Below are 20,804 nucleotides of genomic sequence, written 5' to 3'. Positions count from 1 at the left end.
TCCAGGCATGACCGAACCCGCCTCGCCCGATGCGCCCCGCACCTCCCCCGCGTGGGAGGCGTGGACCATCCGCGGAGTCGCCGCCCTCGCACTCGTGGTCGCAGTGGTGCTGGCGACCCTCGCCTGGGGCGCCGTGGTGCACGGCCACCCGGCCTATGCCGTCATGCTCGCGGTCACCGTGCTCCTCGCGGCGATCACGCTGTGGCGGTGGCGTCGCGCGAGGCGTGCGGGAGGAGCCGCGCTGCTCGGCCTGCGCGTCCTGGGCATCTTCGCCACCCTCGCGTGGGTGGCGCTGATCGCGTGGCTCAAGCCCTTCACGGCCACCGAGCCCGCGCTCTCGGCGATGAAGTCCGACGGCGCCGTGTCGGTCACCGAGAGCGCGACGCAGATCGTCATGCGCCCCACCGGCGAGACGAGCGGCGTGGCCCTCGCCTTCCAGCCCGGCGCCCGCGTCGACCCTCGGGCGTACGCCGCGGTGCTCCGTCCGCTCGTCGAGGCGGGCCACCCCGTGGTCGTCACCAAGCAGCCGCTCGGGATCGCCTTCCTCGCGATGGGAGGATTCGAGCAGGCGAAGGCGACCGTGCTGGAGGCCGGCACCTGGGTGGTCGGAGGCCACTCCCTCGGCGGCACCGTCGCCGCGATCGAAGCGGACACCGAGTATCCGACCGACCAGTCCGGTCCCGCGGGTCTGCTCCTGTACGGCTCCTACCCGGCCGGCGACATGACCTCCTACGAAGGCGCGGTGCTGTCGGTCTCCGGTTCCGAGGACGGGCTCGCGACGCCGGCGGACATCGAGGCCTCGCGCGCCGACCTGCCGGACGACGCCCTCTACTGGGTGGTCGAGGGCGGCTCGCACGCGCAGTTCGGCGCGTACGGCGACCAGCCGGGCGATGGCGAGCCGACCGTCACCGACGACGAGGCCCGCGAGCAGATCGCTGCGGCGAGCCTCGCCTTCCTCGACGGCCCGCTCGAGGGCTGACACGCGCGGAGGCGACCGTCACCTACCGCTGCGAGGCAGCGATCGCTGGAAACCGACACTCTCCTACCACTTCCGGGGGCGGGGGCCGGGTGGCGGCGCCGCGGCGACAGGTCGGCGGGACCGGGTCAGGGCGCGGTGACGTCCTTGTAGGCGTCGTGGTGCGGGATGCCCTCGTCGAGGTAGCCCTCGCCGTGCGCGACGTACCCGAGCCGCGCGTAGAAGGGCATCGCCTGGTCCTGCGCGCTGAGCTCGACGCGGACCCTCCCGTCGACGCCGTGACGCACAAGCGCCTCGACCTCGAGCGCCTCCATGAGCGCGCGGCCCGCCCCGGTGCCGCGCGCCTGGGCCGTCACCGCGAGGCGGCCGATGTGCGGGTTCGCGGGGTCCATCGCGCCGTGATCGGCGTGGAACTCGTCCGTGTGGGGCGCGAGCAGCCGGCCCGTGCCCAGCACGGCACCATCGGCCGCGTAGGCGACCACGTGCGCCGTGCGGGGGTCGTCGTCCTGCGCGTCGCGCTCCATGTCGGGGTTCACGCCCTGCTCGTCGACGAAGACCGCGAAGCGCACGCGCATGGCGTCCTCGAGCTGCGCCGAGGTGCGCACCGTCTCGACCCGCATCAGCCGCGGAGCTTCGCGAGCGCGGAGGCCAGGTCCTCGGGATAGTGCGAGGTGACGCGCACCTCTCCTCCGCGCACGGGGTGCTCGAAGGCGAGCTCGTGCGCGTGGAGCCACTGGCGCGTCAGTCCGAGCCGCTTCGCGAGCGTGGGGTCCGCGCCGTAGGTGAGGTCGCCGGCGAGCGGGTGCCGCATCGCGGCCATGTGCACGCGGATCTGGTGCGTGCGGCCCGTCTCCAGGTGGATCTCGAGCAGCGAGGCGCTCGGGAACATCTCGAGCACCTCGTAGTGCGTGACCGACGGCTTCCCGCCCTCGACCACGGCGAACTTCCAGTCGGAGCTCGGGTGGCGGCCGATGGGCGCGTCGATGGTGCCCGCGGTGGGGTCGAGATGGCCCTGCGCGACGGCATGGTAGATCTTCTCGACCGTGCGCTCCTTGAAGGCGCGCTTGAGCACCGGGTACGCCGCGTCGGAGCGCGCGACGACCATGAGGCCCGAGGTGCCGACGTCGAGGCGGTGGACGATGCCCTGCCGCTCGGGCGGGCCCATGGTCGAGAGGCGGTAGCCCGCGGATGCGAGGCCCCCCACCACCGACGGCCCGGTCCAGCCCGGCGAGGGATGCGCGGCGACGCCGATCGGCTTGTCCACCACGATGATGTCGTCGTCCTCGTAGGCGATCTCGAGCCCGCCGGGGATCTCCGGCTCGGGCGCCGCCGGGCGCTCGTCGGGGATGTCCACCGCGAGGATGCCGTCCGCGAGACGGTCGGAGCGTGCCACCGTCCGGCCGTCGAGCAGCACGTTCCCGCCGTCGAGGATGTCCGCGACCTTGGTGCGGGACATCCCGAGCATGCGCGCGAGCGCCGCATCGGCCCTCTCCCCGACCAGCGCGTCGGGGACCGGGAGGTAGCGGGTGTCAGCCACGCTCGTCCGTCGTGTCGTGCTGCTCCGACGGCGCGTCGGACGCGTCCGCCGCATCGTCGCCGTCGGCGGGCTCGATCACCTGCTTCGAGAACAGTCCCGCGCCCACGATCACGATCGCGGCGCCCACGATGGCGATGTCCGCGACGTTGCCGATGAAGTGGTCGCCGTAGTTGATCATGTCGACCACGTGCCCCTGGCCGAAGGACGGCTGCCGGAACAGGCGGTCGACGAGGTTGCCGATCGCACCGCCGAGCGCGACGCCGAAGAGGATCGCGGCCCAGGTCGCCTGCGCGCGGCGCGCGTAGTAGACGATCGCGGCGGTCACGAGCACCGCGACGATGGTGAGCAGCCACGTCGACTGGTGCCCGAGGCTGAACGCCGCACCCGAGTTGTAGACCAGCTGGATCGACAGCCAGTCGCCGAGGATCTGGTGCTTGTCACCCGGTTCGAGGGCGTGCAGCGCCCACTGCTTGGTCGCCTGGTCGGCGACCACCACCCCCGCGGCGACGAGCCAGAACGCGGGCCTCCAGGTCAACGGCGCTCCTCGCGCTGCTTGCAGGCCACGCACAGGTTCGCACGGGGGAACGCCATGAGGCGCGCCCGGCCGATGCCCTGGCCGCACGACTGGCAGGCGCCGTAGCGGCCCGTCTTGATGCGGCGCAGCGCGTCGACGCTCTGCTCGAGCATGTCGCGGGTGTTGTTGACGATCGACATCTCCTGCTCGCGCTCGAGCGCGGTCGACCCGGCGTCCGCCTGGTCGTCGCCCGCACCCTCGGACGTGTGCAGAAGGTCGTCGAGCTCGTGCTCGGTGACACCCAGCTCCGCGACGAGCCGCTCGACGTCAGCGTTGAGCACCTCGACGATCTGCCGGAGGTCGGAGATCTTCCAGGCATCGTCCCCCTCGCGCACGGGAAGCTGCTTGGCATCGGCCGGCTTCAGCTCGGCCGGGTCCACCACCACGATGGTCACATCGGTGCTGCTCATGATCGTCCTCGTCTCTGCCTGGTGAAAGGAGGGTAGTCCCCCGCGGGCGACATAGCAAAGCGCCGCGCCTTTCGGCGCGGCGCCCCGCTTTGTCCGATTGCGTCAGCGCTGCTCCTCGCCGCCCTCCGGCGTCGGGTTCCACGGGTTCTGCGGCGTGTACGGCGTGCCGAACTGCGTGGACTGCGGCTGGTACGGAGCCTCGGCGACCTTGGGGGTCATGCCGGTCACGGGCGCGAAGCCCTGCGGCTGCTCGGGAGCCTCGTCGTCCTCGGCAGGAGCGTCGGTCTCGGCCTCCTCCTCGCCGGCGAAGTCCTCGTCCGCGGCGGCCTCCGGCTCGGAGTCGCCCTCGGTCTCGTCGAGCAGCTCCTCGCCGACATAGCTCGCCACGGGGGCGGGCGTGGTGCCCTCCGCGTGGTCGAGGTCGCCGAGCAGGTTGCTGAGGTAGCTCTTGAGGCGGGCGCGGTAGTCGCGCTCGAAGCGGCGCAGGTCGTCGATCTTGGTCTCGAGGAGCGAGCGCTCGGCGTTGAGCTCCTCCATGCGGGCCGTCGCGTCGGTCTCGGCACGCTCGACGATGGACTCGGCCTTGGCCTTGCCCTCCTCGACGAGGCGCTCCTTCTCCTCCTCGCCCGCTGCCACGTACTCGTCGTGGAGCTTCTGCGCCATCGCGAGCATGCCGGTCGGCGTCGGCGGGTTGGGGTCGGTGGCGGCCTGGAGCAGGCCCGCGTCCGTGCTCGGCTCGGGCGTGGGCGCGGCCGCGGCGACGCCGCCGCCGGACTCGACCTTCGCCGCGAGCTCGTCGCGCTCGGCGGTCAGCTGGGAGATGGTGGCAGCGACCTCGTCGAGGAAGTCGTCGACCTCGTCCTGGTCGAAGCCCTCGCGGTACTTGGTCTTGGAGAAGGCCTTGTTGAGAACGTCCTCGGCGGTGAGCAATGCCATGTCGACTTCCACCTCTGCCTGATCAGGGCCGGTGTCCCGGCCGAACGGGTATTTCGTCACTGTACCGACATCGGTATCGGCACGCACTTGAGAGCAGGCGTCAGAACCCGTGCGCCCAGGCGCTCAGCACCTGCTGCAGGATCGAGACGCCGATGAACACGATGAGGAACGCAAGATCGATGCGCACCTGGCCGAGCGTCAGCGGCGGCACCACGCGCCGCACGGCCTTGATCGGGGGGTCGGTCACCGTCAGCACGCCCTCGACGGCCACCAGCGCGGCGCCCGTGGGGTGCCAGTCACGGGCGAAGACCATGACGAAGCTGATGACGATGCGGGCGAACAGCGCCAGCATGAAGAGGAACAGCAGGAAGACCAGCGCGTTGAGGATGAGTGCCACCCCGAGAGCCTAGCGCGTGGCTCAGGCCTGGTTGTAAAAGGCCTGGTCCTGCTGGGGCTCCTCGTCGATGCCGATCTCCACGTGCGCGGGCGAGAGCAGGAACACCGAGGTGGTGACGCGCTCGATCGAGCCGTGGAGGCCGAAGGACAGGCCCGCGGAGAAGTCGACGAGGCGCTTGGCGTCCGCGTCGGTCATCTCGGTGAGGTTCATGATGACGGGCACGCCCTGACGGAAGGCCTCGCCGATGAGGCGCGCGTCGTTGTACGAGCGCGGCTTGATGGTCTGGATGCGGCGCAGGTCCTGGACCGGGGCCGCAGGCTCCGCGTCGCGCTGCGCGCGCGGCTGCTTCGCCGACGCGGACTTGTGCGACTGCGCCTGCTTGACCTCGGAGACGTCGTGCAGATGGGTCACCGGCGCGAGCTCGGGCTCGGCGTAGTCGTACTCCTCGTGCTCGTTGACATCGAAGCCGAGGTACTGGATCGCCTTGCGCAGTGCGCTCATCTTGACCCCCTGGTCGTGGTGCGGTTCGTCGGTTTCACGGTAGGGCCGGCGCCGCCCTTGTCAGCGGACCGACACGCCGCAGACGATCACCCCGGCGTGCCTCCCGGTGACGCCGTCGCGACGGTGCGAGAAGTAGCGCTCGTCCTCGTAGGTGCACACCCGGTGGCGCACCACCGAGGTGAAGCCCAGCTCCCCCAGACGCGTCTCGACCGCGCGCGGCAGGTCGAGCGCCGCGGTGCCCGTGCGGGTGGCGGAGCGCGCGGTGGGATGACGCGAGGCGACGTCGTCGCGCATGTCCTCCGGCACCTCGTAGCACCGCCCGCAGATCGCGGGGCCGATGCTCGCGGAGAAGCCCTCCCGGCGGCGGCGGTCCGCGGGCTCGCGCATGTCGAGGAGCGCCGCCACCGCGGCATCGACCGCCCCGCGCCTCACGCCCTCGCGCCCCGCGTGCACGGCGGCGACGGCGCCGGTGACGGCGTCGTGCATGAGGACCGGCAGGCAGTCCGCCGCGATCGCCCCGAGGGCGACCCCCGGCGTGCGCGTGACGAGCACGTCGGCCGGCGGCGGCTCCTCGCCCGGCCGGGTGACGACGCCCACGCGGATCCCGTGCTCGGCCGCGAGGAAGGACACGGGCGCGCCCGCGTCCACGGAGACGGCCGCACGGTTGCGTGCGACCGCCTCCGGGTCGTCACCCACATGGGAGGCGAGGTTGAGGGTGCCGTACGGCGCGTCCGACGAGCCGCCCGCGCGGGCGGTGAAGAACGCGCGGACCGGCAGCCCCGCGTCGAGCACCCTCTGCTACCGGAGGAACTCGGGGACGTCGAGCGCGTCCGCGGCGGGACGTGCGGGCGTGGTCGGGATCGCATCGGTCGGCGGCGCCGGCTCGACAGCGACGGGCGCGGCGGGCAGGGTCTCGGCCTCGACGGGGGCGTCGATGGGCTCGAGCTCCTCGGCCTTGGGCGCCGGCGCCGACTCGATCGAGCCGAGCGCGCCCACGTGGGCGCGGTGCGTCGGGGCGCCGCCGTCGAAGCCCGCGGCGATCACGGTGATCCGCAGCTCGTCGCCGAGCGAGTCGTCGATGACCGTTCCGAAGATGATGTTCGCCTCGGGGTGCGCCGCCTCGCGCACCAGGCGGGCCGCGGTCTCGACCTCCTTGATGCCGAGGTTCGAGCCGCCCGAGATCGACAGCAGCACGCCGTGCGCGCCCTCGATCGAGGCCTCGAGCAGCGGCGACGCGATCGCACCCTCGGCGGCCTCGAGCGCACGGGTCTCGCCGCGAGCGTTGGCGACGCCCATGAGCGCGGTGCCCGCGCCCTGCATGACGGACTTGACGTCGTTGAAGTCGACGTTGATGAGTCCGGGCGTGGTGATGAGGTCCGTGATGCCCTGGACGCCGCCCTGGAGCACCTGGTCCGCCGCGGCGAACGCGCCGAGGACGCTCAGCTGGGCGTCCGAGATGTCGAGCAGGCGGTCGTTGGGGATGACGATGAGGGTGTCGACCTCGTCGCGCAGCATCGCGATGCCGTTCTCGGCCTGGTCCGCGCGGCGGCGGCCCTCGAAGCCGAACGGGCGGGTCACCACGCCGACGGTGAGGGCGCCGAGCGAGCGTGCGATCCGCGCGACCACGGGCGCGCCGCCCGTGCCGGTGCCGCCGCCCTCGCCGGCGGTGACGAAGACCATGTCCGCGCCGCGCAGCGCGTCCGCGATCTCGTCCTCGTGGTCCTCCGCGGCCTTCTTGCCCACCTCGGGGTCGGCGCCGGCGCCGAGGCCGCGCGTGAGCTCCCGGCCGATGTCGAGCTTGACGTCGGCGTCCGACATGAGGAGCGCCTGAGCATCGGTGTTGATCGCGATGAACTCGGCGCCCTTGAGGCCGACGTCGATCATGCGGTTCACGGCGTTCACGCCGCCGCCGCCCACGCCGACGACCTTGATGTGCGTGATGTAGTTCTGCGGTGCGGCCATGTGCCTGTCCCTTCAACCTTAACCCTCTAGTTGAGAGTTATAGTTATGTCAAGTCGTTCAAGGTCGAAGGTACGGGCGGACCGGTCGAATCGGACTCAGGACACGCGCGTGTCAGAAGAATTATCGGCACGGCCGCGGCGCCTCCCGCACGCGCCGCTCAGGCGTCGGAGACGGTCGGCAGCGTCGGCGCGGAGACATCGATCTCGACGGCGCCCTTGGCCTCCTCGGAGGCGAGCAGCACCTCGAGCACCTTCGCCTTGAGCGGCGAGTCCTCGGCGCTCCCCCACTTGACCTCGGGACCGTTGCGCAGCACGAAGGTCACCGTGTCCTCGGTGGTCGCGCTGACGTCCCGGACCCGGTCGCGCAGCTTCACGGGCATCTCGTTCATCACCGCGAGCACGGCGTCGAGGATGCGCTGGTTCTCCTCGCCCACGGGTACCTCGACCACGGGCAGGTTCTCGGGCGTCTTCTTCGAGCGTCCGACGCGCGTCGCCTCGGCGTCGAGCAGGTCGAAGCCGCCGTCCTCGTTCGGCACGGCGGCCACGGGCTCGCGCGAGGTGAGCTCGATGACGAGGCCCCGCGGCCACACGCGTTCGACGGTCGCGTCGCGCACGCCCGGCACCTCGCGCAGCTCGTCCGCGAGACCCGAGGACGCGAGCGTGGCGAGCGACTGCCCCTCGTGCGTCGCCACCACCGCGGCGACGTCCTCGGCGTCCACGACCGTGCCGTAACCCGTCACCTCCACCTGGGTGGGGTCCAGCGCGAGCACCGGCGAGGCGAGGACCACCCATCCCAGGAGCGCCGCGATCGCCACGTAGCCCGCACGACGCGCCCAGACGAGCGCCGAGAGGCGCCGCTGCGCGGCGGCGCGCTCCTTGAGGCGCGTCTGCAGCCGGTGGGTGACGTTGCCCAGCTGGTCGGAGGCCGCGCTGGTGCCCCGCGCGGCACCGCGCCGGAGCGCACCGCCCACGCGCCCCTGGGAGGCCCGGTCCGGAGCCTCCGCTGGGCGCGTGGCGCGTGCCCGAGCCGGCTCGCGTCGCCACGGGCGCGCGACCTCCTCCGACTCCGCCTCGACCCGCACGGAGCCGGACGTCGGCCGCGACCCGGTCGCGACGGCGCCCGAGCGCGGACGCTGCGGCACCGCGGGTGCCGGCGGACCCTCCCGCCGCGCGGTCGGGCGCGGCGGACGGCGGACCTCAGCCATCCGTGCCCCGTTCGGCGAGGCGCGCGAGGATCCAGTCGGCGGCGAGGGTGACGGTGCCCGAGCCGACCGTGAAGACGGTGTCGCCCGGCCGTGCCGCGTCCGCCGCGAGGCGCGCCGCCTCCTCCAGGTCCGCCGCGAGCGTGAGGGTGGAGCCCTCGGGCATGCGCGCATGCTCGGCGATCGAGGCGGAGCTCACCCCGGGGATCGGGTCCTCGCGGTCGCCGAACACCGGCGCGAGGACCACCGCGGCGTCGGGCACCGAGAGCGCCCGGCCGAAGCTCTCCGCGTGCTCCTTCGTGCGCGTGAAGAGCGCGGGCTGGAACAGCACGACGATGCGCCCCACGCCCGCGTCGCGCGCGGCGCGCATGAGCGCGGCCACCTCGGTGGGGTGATGCGCGTAGTCGTCGATCACGGTGACGCCTGCGGCCTCGCCGCGGCGCTGGTAGCGGCGGCCGGTTCCCGCGAACGTGGCGAAGGCCGCGATCGCCTCCTCGGGATCCGCGCCCATCTCCACGGCCGCGAGCCACGCCGCGGTCGCGTTGAGCCGGTTGTGCTGCCCCGGCGCCGAGACGGCGAGCGGATACGCGCGACCGTCCCGCGTCACCGTGTCGGGGCCGACCACCGCATCCGCGTCGGGAGCAGCGCCGTAGGTGAGCACCCGGGTCCCCGCCGCGCGCGCCCGGTCCGCGAGCCCGCGCACCACCTCGTCGTCGATGCACGCGACGACGGTGCGCGACTGCGCCGCGAAGTCGGCGAAGGCGCGGTGCAGGTTCTCCACGGTGCCGTGATGGTCGAGGTGGTCGGGCTCGATGTTGAGCAGGATGGCGACCTCGGGGCGGTAGCGCAGGAACGAGCCGTCCGACTCGTCCGCCTCGAGCACCGAGATGTCGGCGGTGCCGGCGTAGCCGCCGGCCACCGCGCCCTCGATGCCGAACACGCGCGCGCCGACGGCGAAGCCGGCGTCGATCCCGCTGCGGTGAAGCGAATGAGCGACCATCGCCGAGGTGGTGGTCTTCCCGTGCGAGCCCGCGACCGCGACGAGGCGCTGGCCCTCGAGCGCACGCACCAGCCCCTCCGAGCGGTGCCACACCGGGATCCCGAGCTCGCGGGCGCGGGCCAGCTCGACGTTGGTCTCGCGCACCGCCGTGGACACGACCACCGCGGCCGCGCCGTCGACGATCGCCGCATCGTGGCCGAGCCGCACGTCCATCCCGGCGTCGCGGAGCGCGGAGAAGTACGCGGTCTCGGTGAGGTTGGTGCCGCTCACGTCGAAGCCGCGAGCCGCGATGAGGCGCGCGACTGCGGACATGCCCGAGCCGCCGACGCCGATGAAGTGGATCCGGTCCGTCACAGCGCACCCTCGATCATGTCGGACAGCCGCGCGGCGCCGTCGGCGATACCGATGCCGCGGGTCGCCTCGCGCATGCGCGGCCCCTCGTCGGGGTCGAGCAGCATCCGCTCGGCGTGCAGCACGAGGCCCGCGGGCGTGAGGGCGTCGTCGCGCACCAACAGCGCCGCGCCCGCCTCGACGGCGGCGGAGGCGTTGAGCGCCTGCTCGCCGTTGCCGTGCGGAAGCGGCACGTAGAGGGCGGGGAGACCGAGCGCGCCGATCTCGCACACCGTCGCGGCGCCCGAGCGGCACACCACCGCATCGGCGGCAGCGAACGCCGCGGCCATGTCGTGGGCGTACTCGGACACGGCGTACATGCCGCGCTGCGCGGACGGCAGCTCGGCCTGGGCGCGGTACGCCTCCTCGGTCTTGCCCTTGCCGGTGAGGTGGATGACGTGGATGCCGCGCGACACGAGCGTCCCGACCGCCGGCGCGAGCGCGGCGTTGAGGCTCGCGGCGCCGAGCGAGCCGCCGAACACCAGCAGCACGGGCGCGTCCTCGGGCCAGCCTCGCTGGGCCTTCGCGACGCGACCGGCCTCGGCGCGCCCCTCGGGATCGCGCAGCCGCGCCGCGAGGGACTCGAGCTCCGGGCGCAGCGGCAGCCCCGTCACCTGCGCGTGGCGCAGCGGCGTGCCGGGGAACGTCACGGCGACATGAGTGGTGAGGCGCGCACCGAGCTTGTTAGCGATGCCGGGCTTGGCGTTCGCCTCGTGCACGATGATGGGCAGCCCGCGGCGCCGCGCGGCCAGGTACACGGGCGTCGAGACGTAGCCGCCGAAGCCGACCACCGCATCGGCCTTCACCTGGTCGATCGCGGCCTCGCTCGCCTTGACCGCGGCGCGCAGGCGCGACGGGAAGCGCAGCGCGGCGCCGTCCGGCCGACGCGGGAAGGGCACCTTCTCGATCGCGATGAGGTCGAGGCCCGCGCGCGGCACGAGGTCCGCCTCGAGCCCGTCGGCGGTGCCGACCGCGGTGACGTCGTGACCGCGCTCGAGCAGCGCCGCGCTGCAGGCGAGCAGGGGGTTGACGTGGCCGGCGGTGCCCCCGCCGGCGAGCAGGAGGCTAGCCACGGCGCCGCCTCGGGGAGAGCACGGCGAGCGAGCGGCGCACCACCGAGGTGCGCGCGGCGAGCGCCTCGGGCGCGCCCGGCTCGTTCCGGGCGAAGGACATGAGCACACCGACGGCGGCGAGGGACATGATGAGGGACGATCCTCCGGAGGAGACGAGCGGGAGCGGCACGCCCGTGACGGGCGCGAGCTCGAGGACGACGGCGATGTTGACGCAGGCCTGGACCACGATCCAGGCGCCGATCGCGGCGCCCGCGATCTGCACGAACAGGTCGGTGCTGCGCAGGACGATGCGGGTGACGGCGATGAGGATCATGGCGTACGCGCCCAGGATGACGAGCGTGCCGAAGAGCCCGAACTCCTCGCCGATGATCGCGAAGATGTAGTCGTTGTCGGACGCGGGCAGCCAGCCCCACTTCTCGCGGCTCATGCCGGGGCCCAGGCCCCACAGCCCGCCCGACGCGAGCGCCCACGTGCCGTGCAGCTGCTGCCAGCTCGAGTCGCCGTTGGCCCAGTCGGTGATGCGGGCCACGCGCGAGTCGGCGTCGAGCACGAGGAGGAACAGTCCGACGGCGAGCAGCAGCCCCGCGAGGCCGAAGAACCGCGCGGGCACGCCCGCGACCCAGAAGGCGACGCCGACGACCACCATGAGGATCATCGCGGTTCCCATGTCCTTGCCCGCGAGCACCAGGCCGATGACGACGATCGCCATGATGCCGCCGGGGACCATGATGTCCTTCGGGTTGGTGAGCCGCTTGCGGAACCGCGACAGCACCACGCCGAGGTAGAGCGCGAGACCGAGCTTCGCGATCTCGGACGGCTGCAGGCTGAAGCCCGCGATGCGGATCCATGCCTTGTTGCCGCCGACCGCGTAGCCCGTCGCGAGGACCACGCCGAGCAGCGCCATCGAGCCGTACAGGACCCACGGCGCGATGCGCTTCCAGAACTTCACCGGCAGGCGTGAGCCGACGGTGAGCGCCGCGAGGCCCACGACGAGCGCGACGACCTGCGTGAGGAACCCGGTGTACGCGCTGCTGCCCGTCCGGATCGACGCGACCGAGGAGCTCGACAGCACGACCGCGAGCCCGACGATGAGCAGGATCCCGGTCGCGAACGCGAGCAGGTAGTACGAGGTGAGGGGCGAGCGCCATGCGGTGACGGCGCTCTCCGGCCTGGCGGCAGTCGCCGTCATGTCACCTCCTAGCGGTCCAATGCCTCCACCGCTCTGGTGAACGCCTCTCCTCGGTCCGCGTAGCTGCGGAACTGATCCATCGATGCGCAGGCAGGTGACAGGAGGACCGTGTCCCCCGCCTCCGCGAGCCCGCGGGCCGCATCGACCGCCCGCTGCATCACATCCTCCCCCGGTGGAACGGCCAGGACGGGTATATCGGGCGCGTGTGTCGCGAGGGCGTCGCGCAGCGGCTCCTGGTCGACGCCGATGAGCACGGCCGCCCTCACGCGGTCCGCGATCTCCTCGACGAGCCCCGAGAACTCCTGACCCTTCGCGAGCCCGCCCGCGATCCACACCACGGACCGCTCGCGTCGGCCGCCGAAGGCCGCCTGCACCGCGTGCGCGTTGGTCGCCTTCGAGTCGTCGACGTACGCGACCTCGTCGAGATCGCGGACCCACGCGGTCCGATGCTGGTCCAGGCGGAACGTGCGCAGCCCGTCGCGCACCGCCTCGGGCGCGACCCCGACCGCGCGGCACAGCGCCGCGGCGGCGAGGGCGTTCACCACGAGGTACGGCGGGACGTCGCCGGCGACGAGGTGCGCGAGGTCGTCGATCTCGCCGATCTCCGCGGCCTGGCGATGGCGGTCGGGCACGAACGCGCGGTCGACCAGCAGCCCCTCGACCACGCCCAGCTGGCTGGGCCCGGGCGAGCCGAGCGTCACGCCCACGGCGCGCGCCCCCTCGACCACGTCGGCGTCCGCGACCATCGCCTCGACGCGCGCGTCGGCCGCCGGGTACACGCACGCGACCTGCACGTGCTGGAAGACCTTCGCCTTGTCGGCGCGGTAGGCCTCGAGGCTGCCGTGCCAGTCGGTGTGGTCGTCGTCGGCGTTGAGGCACACCGCGGCATGCGGGGAGATGGTGTGCGCGAAGTGGAGCTGGAGGCTCGCGATCTCGACGGCCACCAGATCGGACTCCTCGCGCGCGGCGTGGATCACGGGGATGCCCATGTTGCCGCACACGCGCACGTCGAGCCCGCCCGCCTTCGCGATCGCGCCGACCATCTGCGTGGTGGTGGTCTTGCCGTTGGTGCCGGTGACCATGACCCACGGGATGCCCGGGCGGCGCACGCGCCACGCGAACTCCATCTCCGACCAGATCTCGAGGCCGGCGTCCTCGCACGCGCGCACCGCGCCGGAGTGCGGGGCGAAGCCCGGGGACGCCATCACCACGTCGACGGTCGAGAGGTCGACCTCGGCGACGTCGCGGTGGTCCGCGGTGCCGTTCGCGTCGACGGTCACGGGCGTGCCGCCGAGCTCGCGCGTCACCTCGGCGGCGGAGGTCCCCGCGACGCCCGTGCCGAGGATGAGGACGCGACGGCCCTCGAGGGTCGTCGGCTCCGTCACAGCGATGCCACCCACTCCGCGTAGAAGATGCCGATGCCCAGGCCGGTGAACATCGCGGCGATGATCCAGAAGCGCACCACGATGGTCACCTCACCCCAGCCCATGAGCTCGAAGTGATGGTGGATGGGCGCCATCTTGAACAGGCGTTTGCCGCCGGACATCTTGAAGTAGCCGATCTGGAGCACCGCGCTCGCGACCTCGAGCACGAACAGGCCGCCGACGACCACGCCGAGCAGCTCGGTGCGGGTCACCATGGTCATGCCCGCGATCGCGCCGCCGATGGCGAGCGATCCGGTGTCTCCCATGAAGATCTTCGCAGGGCTCGTGTTCCACCACAGGAAGCCGAGGCACGCGCCGGCGATCGCGCCGGCGAGGATCGCGAGGTCCCACGGGTCGCGAACCTCGTAGCAGGTGCCTCCCGCGTCGGTGACGCCGCACGTCTGGTTGATCTGCCACACGCCGATGAGCACGTAGGCGGCGAAGAAGATCACCGCCGTGCCCGAGGCGAGGCCGTCGAGGCCGTCGGTGAGGTTCACGGCGTTCGACCACGCGGTGATGAGCAGGTTCGACCAGATGACGAAGAGGATGAGGCCGATGGTCGGCCCCCAGATCGCGAGGTCGATGTTCGTGTCGCGAAGGAACGAGATCGCGGTGTCCGCCGGCGTCACGTCCTGGTCGTTGGGGAACTGCAGCGCGAGGACGCCGAACGTGATGCCCACCACGCCCTGCCCCAGGAACTTCCACCGTGCCTTGAGACCGAGGGATCTCTCCCTCGAGATCTTGATCGCGTCGTCGAGGAAGCCCACGAAGCCGAGCCCGACCATGAGGAACACGACGAGCATGGACGAGGCGCTCGGCGCGCGTCCCACGAGCAGGTTGCCTGCGAGCCAGGCGACCACGGTCGAGAGGATGATGACGAGGCCGCCCATCTGAGGCGTGCCGCGCTTGACGTGGTGGCTCGCGGGGCCGTCCTCGCGGATGAACTGTCCGAGCTGACGCTGAGTGAGGTAGCGGATCAGCACCGGGGTCAGCGCCAGCGAGAGCAGGACTCCGAGCCCTGCCGCGAACACCACCGCCTTCATCGGGCTCCTCCCACGAGCTGGTCTGCGAGCTCCCACAGGCCGGAGCCGTGCGAGGCCTTGACGAGGACGGTGTCCCCTGGTGCGAGCGCATCCTCGAGGAGCGCGCGCGCCTCGCCGATTGTATCGACGTAGGCCGCCTCGTCGCCCCACGAGCCCTCGCGCACCGCGGCGACGAAGGCCGGACGGGCGCCCTCGCCCACGATGACGGTGCGGTCGATCCGGAGGCGCACCACCTCGGTGCCGATCTGATCGTGGATGGTCACCGACGCGTCGCCGAGCTCACGGATCTCGCCCAGCACCGCGAAGGTGCGCCCGCCGTCGGCGACGAGCTTGAGGGCGCGCAGCGCGGCCCGCACGGACTCGATCGAGGCGTTGTACGCGTCGTCGATCACGGTGACGCCGTCGGGGCGCTCGGTGACGGCCATGCGGTGCGCCGACACGGGGCCCGCGGCGGCGACCCGCTCCCAGGCGTCCTCGGGATCGAGGCCGCATTCGAGGCACACGCCCAGCGCGGCGAGGGCGTTGGTGACGTGGTGCTCTCCCACGAGCGACAGCGTGCGGCGCGGCAGCACCGTCCCGGAGTCGCCCGCCAGCGCGACCTCGAGCGAGGCTCGTCCGCGCTCGGTCACCACGCCGCGCGCGGCGAGGTCGCCGTGCCCGTTGCCGAAGACGAGCGCGCGCTCGGCGAGCGCGGCCATCGGCGCGACCCGGGCATCGTCCCCGTTGACGATCGCGACGCCGCCGGGCACCAGCCCGCGCACGATCTCGCTCTTGGCGACCGCGACATCGTCCGGCGAGGCGTACTCCCCCATGTGCGCCGTGCCGACGGTGAGGACCACCGCGATGTCGAGAGGCGCGATCGAGGTGAGGTAGTCGATGTGGCCGAGGCCGCTCGCGCCCATCTCGAGCACGAGGAAGCGCGTCGAGGCGTCGGCGCGCAGCACCGTGAGCGGCATCCCGATCTCGTTGTTGAAGCTGCCGACCGGCGCGACCACGTCGGGAAGCGCCTGCGCGAGGAGGTCCTTGGTGGTGGTCTTGCCGTTGGAGCCGGTGATCCCGATGACCGTGATCCCGCTCTCGGCGCGCAGCAGCGCGAGGTAGGCGCGCGCCAGGTCGCCGAGCGCGGCCTGGACGTCCGCGACGAGCACGTGCGGGGCGTCGACGGGCTCGGACACGAGGCACAGCGCGGCGCCGGCCTCGATCGCCTGCGGCACGAAGTCGTGGCCGTCGACGCGCTCGCCGATGAAGGCGACGTAGAGCCAGCCGGGCCGGACCGCGCGCGAGTCCTTGTCGACGCCGAGCACCATGGCGTCGACGTCGGCGGCGAGCGTTCCGCCCACCGCGTTCGCGACCCACTGCGCCGTGACCGGCCTCACGCGCGCTCCTCGCGCGATCGGGCCAGCGCCTCGAGGAACGCCCCGGCGTCCGTGTACGGGTGATGCACTCCGTCGATCTCCTGTGTGGTCTCGTGCCCCTTGCCGGTGGCGATGATGGTGTCCTCGGGCCCGGCGAGCCGGACCGCGGCCGCGATGGCCTCGGCGCGCGGGAAGACCTCGAGCACGTCGCGGCGGCCGGGCCGCTGGGCGTCGACGCCCTCGAGGATGCGCGCCCGGATGTGCTCGGGCGGCTCGGTGCGGGGGTTCTCGTCGGTGACGATGACGACGTCCGCGTGCGTGGCGGCCGCGGTGCCGAGCCCCGGGCGCTTGGAGTCGTCGCGCAGCCCGTCGCAGCCGAAGACGATGAAGATGCGCCCCGGCGTCACGAGGCGCATCGCGTCGAGCACGCTCGCGATCCCGTCGGGCGTGTGCGCGTAGTCGACCACCGTCATCGGGGTCTCCGCGTCGCGCGTGGTGACGATCTCGGTGCGGCCGGGGACCGCACGCGCCGTCTCGACGCCGCGGATCGCGTCCTCGAGCGGCACGCCGACCGCGTGCGCCGCGACGATCGCACCGGTCGCGTTGGAGACGTTGATGAGCCCGGGCAGCGGGATCTCGACGTCGTGACGCGAGCGGTCGGGAGCGACGAGCACGAAGCGCATGCCGCCGCGGTCGGTCGGCACCGCGTCGATCGCGTTCCAGTCGGCCCACGGCGTGCCGGGCCGGGTCGCGACGGTCTCGACCGGCACGAAGACCTCGTCGACCAGGCGCCGTCCCCACTCGTCGTCGACCAGCACCACCGCGCGCTCGGCGAACTCCGGCGTGAAGATGCGGGCCTTCTCCTCGAAGTACTCCTCCATGGTGTGGTGGAAGTCGAGGTGCTCGTGCGAGAGGTTGGTGAACAGGACCACGGCGAAACGGGTCGCGGTGACGCGCTCGAGCGCGATGGCCTGGGACGATGCCTCGGCCACGGCCGCGGTGACCCCGGCCTCGCGCATGCGGGCGAGCAGGCCCTGGAGCATCGGCGCCTCGGTGGTGGTGCGGGCGGCGGGCGCCGCCTCGTCGCCGATGCGCATCTCGACCGTCCCGAGCAGACCGACCTTGGCATGCACCGAGCGCAGCGCGCCCTCGGTGAGGAACGCGGTGGTGGTCTTGCCGTTGGTGCCGGTGAGCCCGATCAGCGGGAAGTCGCGCGACGGATCGCCGTAGATCTCGGCGGCGGCGAGCGCGGCGGAGCGGCGCGCATGCGTCGAGACGAGCACGGGCACACCCGTGGCGCGGCACTCGTCGGCGCCCGCGAGGTCCGTGAGGATCGCGGCGGCGCCGTTCTCGACGGCCTGGGCGGCGAAGCGCGCACCGTGCACGTTCTCTCCGGGCAGCGCGCAGAACAGGTCGCCCGGCTCGACGCCGCGCGAGTCCACGGTCGCTCCGGTGACGCGCGCATCGGGTCCGTGCAGGTCGCCGCCGACGCGCGCCTCGATGGCGGTCAGCAGGGCGCCGGCGACGCGGTTCGGGCGCATCGCGAGGTCCGGCATTCTCACTCCCAGGTGGTCGGGTACAGCACGGGGTCCGAGGTGGACGGCGGCACCCGCAGCGACTGGAGCGCGAACGTTGCCACATCCTTGAACACCGGGGCGGCCGTGGTGCCGCCCCAGATCTCGGTCTTCGGATCCCGAAGGATGACGGACACGACGATACGCGGGTCGTCGGCGGGTGCGATGCCGACGAAGGACGCCACGTAGGAGGTCAGGCGGCCGTCCGCGCCGGTGGCCTGGGCCGTTCCGGTCTTGCCGGCGACGCGGTAGCCGTCGATCTTCGCGAGCACGCCGGTGCCGCCCGACTGGGTCACGTCCTCGAGCATCGTCATGAGCTGCGTGGCGGTCGACTCGGAGATCACGCGCTCGGGCTCGGCGGTCTCCACCTCGGTGAAGGTGCCGTCCGCGTCCCGGAAGCCCTTGACCACCGTCGGCTGGATCTTGAGCCCGCCGTTGGCGACGATCGAGTAGACCTGCGTGGTCTGCAGCGCGGTGACGGCGACGCCCTGACCGAACGTGACCGCCCATGTGGTGCGGCCGTCCCAGTCCTCCCAGTCGTGCAGGATGCCGGGCGACTCCGCGAGCAGGCCCACGCCCGTGGTCTGCCCGAAGCCGAACTTGTCGAGGTACTCCCAGCGCTGCTCCGCGGTGAGCATCTCGCCCACCTGCACCGTGCCGGTGTTGGAGGAGACCGCGAGGATGCCCGCGAGCGTGAGCTTCTGCTCGCCGTAGTCGTGGGAGTCGGTGAACGTCTGGTCGTTCTTCGTCGTGTACCGGTACGGCGCGGTGAAGCGTGTCAGCGGGGTCGCGACGCCCTCCTCGAGCGCGGCGGCCATGGTGATGACCTTCGCGGTCGAGCCCGGCTCGAACACCGTCGACACCGAGCGCGCGCCGCGGTCGTCGCTGTCCGAGGCGGCCGGATCGTTCGGATCGACGCTGTCGGAGTCCACGAGCGCGAGGATCTCGCCGGTGGTCGTGTCCTGGACCACGACGGTCGCCTGGCTCGCCCCGGTCTCCGCCATCGCCTCCTGGGCGCGCTCCTGGGCGTACCACTGGATGTCGCGGTCGATCGACAGCACCACGTCCTGGCCGGGGACCGCGGCCGTCTCCTCCTGGACCCCGGTCGGGATCATGTACGCGCCGGTGTTGTCCTTCTCGTACGTGCGCTCGCCGGGGGTGCCCTCGAGCTCGTCCTGGTATGCGGCCTCGACGCCGGTGAGCCCCGTGGTGCCGGTGCCCTCCGCCGTGCCGCCCATGAACCCGACGACGTTGCCCGCGAGGGCGCCGTTGGGGTAGATCCGCTTCTCGACCTTCTCGGGCTCGATGCCGACGATCTTCTCCGCGGCGATGAGCTCCCAGGTCTCGGGCGAGATGTCCTTGACCAGGTAGCGGAACGTGCTGTCGCCGACCATGAGCGCGCCGAGCTCGTCGGCGTCCATGTCGAGGATCGGCGCGAGGATCTCGGCCGCTCCCGCGGGGCCCTCGGCCACCACCTGGCCGTCCTCGGTCCGCGTGAACGTCAGGATCTTCTGCTGGTTGACGCCCACGTTGTAGCGCTCGACCGAGGTGGCGAGGACCACGCCGTCGCGGTCGACGATGTCCGCACGCGGCACCGTGATCTCGGACGTCACGAGCCGCTGCTGGAGCGCGTCGGCGGCGATCGCCTTGGAGTTGACCGCCTGCACCATGACGAGCCTGCCGGCGAACACCACGAGGACCGCGAGCAGCGCCAGCGCGATGATGCGCTGGCGGAGCCGCGGATCCGCGAGTCGCGGAGCGCGGGAGGAGGGCATGCGTCTACTTCTTCCCGGTCTCGAGCACGATGCCATCCGATAGTGACATGAAGCCCAGCGCCGTCGCGGGCGCCATGCCGAGCGCGCCGGCGCGGGCGGCGAGGCTCTCGGGAGCCGCGTTCGCGTCGAGCGTCTCGAGCAGCGCCGCCTGCTGCTGGTGGAGGTCCGCGATCTCGATCCGGAGCGAGCGACGGGTCTCGGCACCCTCGGCCATCGTGGTGTTGATGAGGAGCACCGCGCCCAGCGCGAGGATGACGATGCCGCCGCACAGCCACGCGAACAGCGCGAGCGGCCGGTTGGTCTCCGGCATCGCGACCGGGCTCAGCCGCGGCCGCGTCGCCGTCCCGGTGCGCGGAGCGGCGGACTGACGCTGCTGACGCAGGGCGGCGCTCATGCGTTCCTCCTCAGGCGCTCGGGCGGGGTGGGGCGGAGCCGCTCGGCCGCACGGAGGCGGACCGGCTTCGACCGGGGGTTGGACTCGGCCTCCTCGGCCGACGCCTTCTCGGCGCCGCGCGTGAGGAGGCGCAGGTACGGCTGATCGGCCTCGGGGATGATCGGCAGCCCGGGGGGCGCCTGCGACTCGGCGCCCGAGGCGAAGGCACGCTTGACGATGCGGTCCTCGAGCGAGTGGTACGACTCCACGACCACCCGGCCGCCGACGCCGACGCCCTCGATGGCCGCGGGGATCGCACGCTCGAGCACCTCGAGCTCGCGGTTGACGGCGATGCGCAGGCCCTGGAAGGTGCGCTTCGCGGGGTTGCCTCCGCCGGGCGAGCGGGTCGCCGCGGGGATGCAGGCGCGCACGAGGTCGACGAGCTCGGCCGAGCGCGTGATCGGCGCGGTCTCGCGGCGCCGCACGATCGAGCGCGCGATCTTCGACGCGAAGCGCTCCTCGCCGTACTCGCGGAGGATGCGGGTGAGCTCGCGCTCGTCCGCGTCGCGCAGCAGGTCGGCCGCAGACACCGGGTCCTCGGGGTTCATCCGCATGTCGAGCGGCGCGTCCTGGGCGTACGAGAAGCCTCGCTCCGCATCGTCGATCTGGAGCGAGCTCACACCGAGGTCGAGCAGGATGCCGTCGGCGTGCGTCGCGCCGGCGGCCGCGAGCGCGCCGGCGATGTCGTCGTACTCGGCGTGGTGGGCGATGAAACGGTCGCCGAAGCGCGCGAGCCGCTGGGACGCGAGCGCGATCGCCTGCGGGTCGCGGTCGATGCCGACCACGCGGGCCTTCGGGCAGCGCTCGAGGATGCCCTCGGTGTGGCCGCCCATGCCGAGGGTGCCGTCGATCGCGACGGCGCCGTCGTGGTCGAGCGCGGGCGCGAGGAGGTCGATGCACCGGTCGAGCATCACCGGCGTGTGCCGCGATGCCGCGTCGCCCTGCTCCTGCATCGTCCCTCCCGTCCCTGGGCTGTGCTCGTGCCTCGTGGTCTCCCTCCGAGCTCCTCTGGCGGGGGGAAGTCCGCCAGAGCGATCCGGGAGGAGGCCACGGG

General features: G+C 72.6%; 21 protein-coding genes. 1 reads left to right on the top strand and 20 read right to left on the bottom strand.

What is annotated here, in order from left to right; genetic code table 11:
• The first annotated feature begins 7 nt into the window (after positions 1-7).
• Complete coding sequence (locus TR42_RS07125) at positions 8-979, top strand: alpha/beta hydrolase (RefSeq protein ID WP_052405759.1); 972 nt, start codon at positions 8-10, stop codon at positions 977-979.
• A 125-nt stretch (positions 980-1,104) separates the two neighbouring features.
• Here the strand turns inward: TR42_RS07125 and TR42_RS07120 are convergent, their stop codons facing one another.
• The 20 genes from TR42_RS07120 to rsmH all read right to left on the bottom strand — a co-directional run bounded on the left by TR42_RS07120 (position 1,105) and on the right by rsmH (position 20,703).
• Positions 1,105-1,596 carry a GNAT family N-acetyltransferase gene (locus TR42_RS07120; protein ID WP_042214393.1) on the bottom strand — a complete coding sequence of 164 codons (492 nt, stop codon included), beginning with the start codon at positions 1,594-1,596 and terminating at the stop codon, positions 1,105-1,107.
• The gene (locus TR42_RS07115; protein WP_042214391.1) at positions 1,596-2,513 is read right to left on the bottom strand and encodes an RluA family pseudouridine synthase; all 918 of its coding nucleotides are present in this window, start codon (positions 2,511-2,513) and stop codon (positions 1,596-1,598) included. Before TR42_RS07115 ends, TR42_RS07120 begins: the two co-directional genes overlap by 1 nt.
• Positions 2,506-3,048: a signal peptidase II gene (gene lspA, locus TR42_RS07110; RefSeq protein WP_042214389.1), complete on the bottom strand. Its 543-nt coding sequence runs from the start codon at positions 3,046-3,048 to the stop codon at positions 2,506-2,508. Before lspA ends, TR42_RS07115 begins: the two co-directional genes overlap by 8 nt.
• A complete protein-coding gene (locus tag TR42_RS07105) occupies positions 3,045-3,497 on the bottom strand; it encodes a TraR/DksA family transcriptional regulator (protein WP_042214388.1) in 453 nt (150 codons plus the stop codon). The genes lspA and TR42_RS07105 overlap by 4 nt, the downstream gene beginning before the upstream one ends.
• 102 nt (positions 3,498-3,599) lie before the next feature.
• On the bottom strand, positions 3,600-4,433 hold the full coding sequence (locus TR42_RS15200) for a DivIVA domain-containing protein (RefSeq protein ID WP_176564287.1): 834 nt from the start codon (positions 4,431-4,433) through the stop codon (positions 3,600-3,602).
• 100 nt (positions 4,434-4,533) lie between these two features.
• The gene (locus TR42_RS07095) at positions 4,534-4,830 is read right to left on the bottom strand and encodes a YggT family protein (RefSeq protein WP_042214385.1); all 297 of its coding nucleotides are present in this window, start codon (positions 4,828-4,830) and stop codon (positions 4,534-4,536) included.
• A gap of 21 nt (positions 4,831-4,851) precedes the next feature.
• Positions 4,852-5,331, bottom strand: a complete 480-nt coding sequence (locus TR42_RS07090; protein WP_042214383.1) for a cell division protein SepF — start codon at positions 5,329-5,331, stop codon at positions 4,852-4,854.
• Between the two features lie 60 nt (positions 5,332-5,391).
• Positions 5,392-6,123 carry a purine nucleoside phosphorylase YfiH/LACC1 family protein gene (locus tag TR42_RS07085; protein WP_042214381.1) on the bottom strand — a complete coding sequence of 244 codons (732 nt, stop codon included), beginning with the start codon at positions 6,121-6,123 and terminating at the stop codon, positions 5,392-5,394.
• A 6-nt stretch (positions 6,124-6,129) separates the two neighbouring features.
• Entirely contained in the window at positions 6,130-7,293 is a 1,164-nt protein-coding gene (gene ftsZ, locus TR42_RS07080; protein ID WP_042214379.1) for a cell division protein FtsZ, read from the bottom strand.
• A 157-nt stretch (positions 7,294-7,450) separates the two neighbouring features.
• On the bottom strand, positions 7,451-8,497 hold the full coding sequence (locus TR42_RS07075; RefSeq protein WP_052405757.1) for a cell division protein FtsQ/DivIB: 1,047 nt from the start codon (positions 8,495-8,497) through the stop codon (positions 7,451-7,453).
• Positions 8,490-9,848, bottom strand: a complete 1,359-nt coding sequence (gene murC / locus TR42_RS07070) for a UDP-N-acetylmuramate--L-alanine ligase (RefSeq protein ID WP_042214377.1) — start codon at positions 9,846-9,848, stop codon at positions 8,490-8,492. Before murC ends, TR42_RS07075 begins: the two co-directional genes overlap by 8 nt.
• Positions 9,845-10,957 (bottom strand): UDP-N-acetylglucosamine--N-acetylmuramyl-(pentapeptide) pyrophosphoryl-undecaprenol N-acetylglucosamine transferase, encoded by a 1,113-nt coding sequence (locus TR42_RS07065; protein WP_042214376.1) that lies wholly within the window; start codon positions 10,955-10,957, stop codon positions 9,845-9,847. Before TR42_RS07065 ends, murC begins: the two co-directional genes overlap by 4 nt.
• A complete protein-coding gene (locus TR42_RS07060) occupies positions 10,950-12,146 on the bottom strand; it encodes an FtsW/RodA/SpoVE family cell cycle protein (RefSeq protein ID WP_042214374.1) in 1,197 nt (398 codons plus the stop codon). Before TR42_RS07060 ends, TR42_RS07065 begins: the two co-directional genes overlap by 8 nt.
• Before the next feature lie 8 nt (positions 12,147-12,154).
• Complete coding sequence (gene murD / locus TR42_RS07055; protein ID WP_236623386.1) at positions 12,155-13,531, bottom strand: UDP-N-acetylmuramoyl-L-alanine--D-glutamate ligase; 1,377 nt, start codon at positions 13,529-13,531, stop codon at positions 12,155-12,157.
• Positions 13,528-14,613, bottom strand: coding sequence for a phospho-N-acetylmuramoyl-pentapeptide-transferase (gene mraY / locus TR42_RS07050; protein ID WP_042214371.1), 1,086 nt, complete (start codon positions 14,611-14,613; stop codon positions 13,528-13,530). Before mraY ends, murD begins: the two co-directional genes overlap by 4 nt.
• Positions 14,610-15,989, bottom strand: coding sequence for a UDP-N-acetylmuramoyl-tripeptide--D-alanyl-D-alanine ligase (locus TR42_RS07045; RefSeq protein WP_042214369.1), 1,380 nt, complete (start codon positions 15,987-15,989; stop codon positions 14,610-14,612). Before TR42_RS07045 ends, mraY begins: the two co-directional genes overlap by 4 nt.
• Positions 15,986-17,524 carry a UDP-N-acetylmuramoyl-L-alanyl-D-glutamate--2,6-diaminopimelate ligase gene (locus TR42_RS07040; RefSeq protein WP_042214368.1) on the bottom strand — a complete coding sequence of 513 codons (1,539 nt, stop codon included), beginning with the start codon at positions 17,522-17,524 and terminating at the stop codon, positions 15,986-15,988. Before TR42_RS07040 ends, TR42_RS07045 begins: the two co-directional genes overlap by 4 nt.
• Before the next feature lie 2 nt (positions 17,525-17,526).
• Complete coding sequence (locus TR42_RS07035) at positions 17,527-19,317, bottom strand: peptidoglycan D,D-transpeptidase FtsI family protein (RefSeq protein ID WP_042214366.1); 1,791 nt, start codon at positions 19,315-19,317, stop codon at positions 17,527-17,529.
• A gap of 4 nt (positions 19,318-19,321) precedes the next feature.
• On the bottom strand, positions 19,322-19,711 hold the full coding sequence (gene ftsL, locus TR42_RS07030; protein WP_052405755.1) for a cell division protein FtsL: 390 nt from the start codon (positions 19,709-19,711) through the stop codon (positions 19,322-19,324).
• Positions 19,708-20,703 carry a 16S rRNA (cytosine(1402)-N(4))-methyltransferase RsmH gene (gene rsmH / locus TR42_RS07025; protein WP_042214364.1) on the bottom strand — a complete coding sequence of 332 codons (996 nt, stop codon included), beginning with the start codon at positions 20,701-20,703 and terminating at the stop codon, positions 19,708-19,710. The genes ftsL and rsmH overlap by 4 nt, the downstream gene beginning before the upstream one ends.
• Between the last annotated feature and the right edge of the window lie 101 nt (positions 20,704-20,804).

It is taken from the genome of Demequina mangrovi (genome assembly GCF_000759715.1).
Lineage (GTDB): Bacteria > Actinomycetota > Actinomycetes > Actinomycetales > Demequinaceae > Demequina > Demequina mangrovi.
This window is presented reverse-complemented; position numbering and strand designations above follow the sequence as displayed.

What these genes read in the sequence shown, in the direction of transcription:
- TR42_RS07125 (WP_052405759.1), top strand. Translation starts at nt 8, where the DNA reads ATGACCGAACCCGCCTCGCCCGATGCGCCCCGCACCTCCCCCGCGTGG.
- TR42_RS07120 (WP_042214393.1), bottom strand. Translation starts at nt 1,596, where the DNA reads ATGCGGGTCGAGACGGTGCGCACCTCGGCGCAGCTCGAGGACGCCATG.
- TR42_RS07105 (WP_042214388.1), bottom strand. Translation starts at nt 3,497, where the DNA reads ATGAGCAGCACCGATGTGACCATCGTGGTGGTGGACCCGGCCGAGCTG.
- TR42_RS15200 (WP_176564287.1), bottom strand. Translation starts at nt 4,433, where the DNA reads ATGGCATTGCTCACCGCCGAGGACGTTCTCAACAAGGCCTTCTCCAAG.
- TR42_RS07090 (WP_042214383.1), bottom strand. Translation starts at nt 5,331, where the DNA reads ATGAGCGCACTGCGCAAGGCGATCCAGTACCTCGGCTTCGATGTCAAC.
- ftsZ (WP_042214379.1), bottom strand. Translation starts at nt 7,293, where the DNA reads ATGGCCGCACCGCAGAACTACATCACGCACATCAAGGTCGTCGGCGTG.
- TR42_RS07075 (WP_052405757.1), bottom strand. Translation starts at nt 8,497, where the DNA reads ATGGCTGAGGTCCGCCGTCCGCCGCGCCCGACCGCGCGGCGGGAGGGT.
- TR42_RS07060 (WP_042214374.1), bottom strand. Translation starts at nt 12,146, where the DNA reads ATGACGGCGACTGCCGCCAGGCCGGAGAGCGCCGTCACCGCATGGCGC.
- mraY (WP_042214371.1), bottom strand. Translation starts at nt 14,613, where the DNA reads ATGAAGGCGGTGGTGTTCGCGGCAGGGCTCGGAGTCCTGCTCTCGCTG.
- TR42_RS07040 (WP_042214368.1), bottom strand. Translation starts at nt 17,524, where the DNA reads ATGCCGGACCTCGCGATGCGCCCGAACCGCGTCGCCGGCGCCCTGCTG.
- TR42_RS07035 (WP_042214366.1), bottom strand. Translation starts at nt 19,317, where the DNA reads ATGCCCTCCTCCCGCGCTCCGCGACTCGCGGATCCGCGGCTCCGCCAG.
- ftsL (WP_052405755.1), bottom strand. Translation starts at nt 19,711, where the DNA reads ATGAGCGCCGCCCTGCGTCAGCAGCGTCAGTCCGCCGCTCCGCGCACC.
- rsmH (WP_042214364.1), bottom strand. Translation starts at nt 20,703, where the DNA reads ATGCAGGAGCAGGGCGACGCGGCATCGCGGCACACGCCGGTGATGCTC.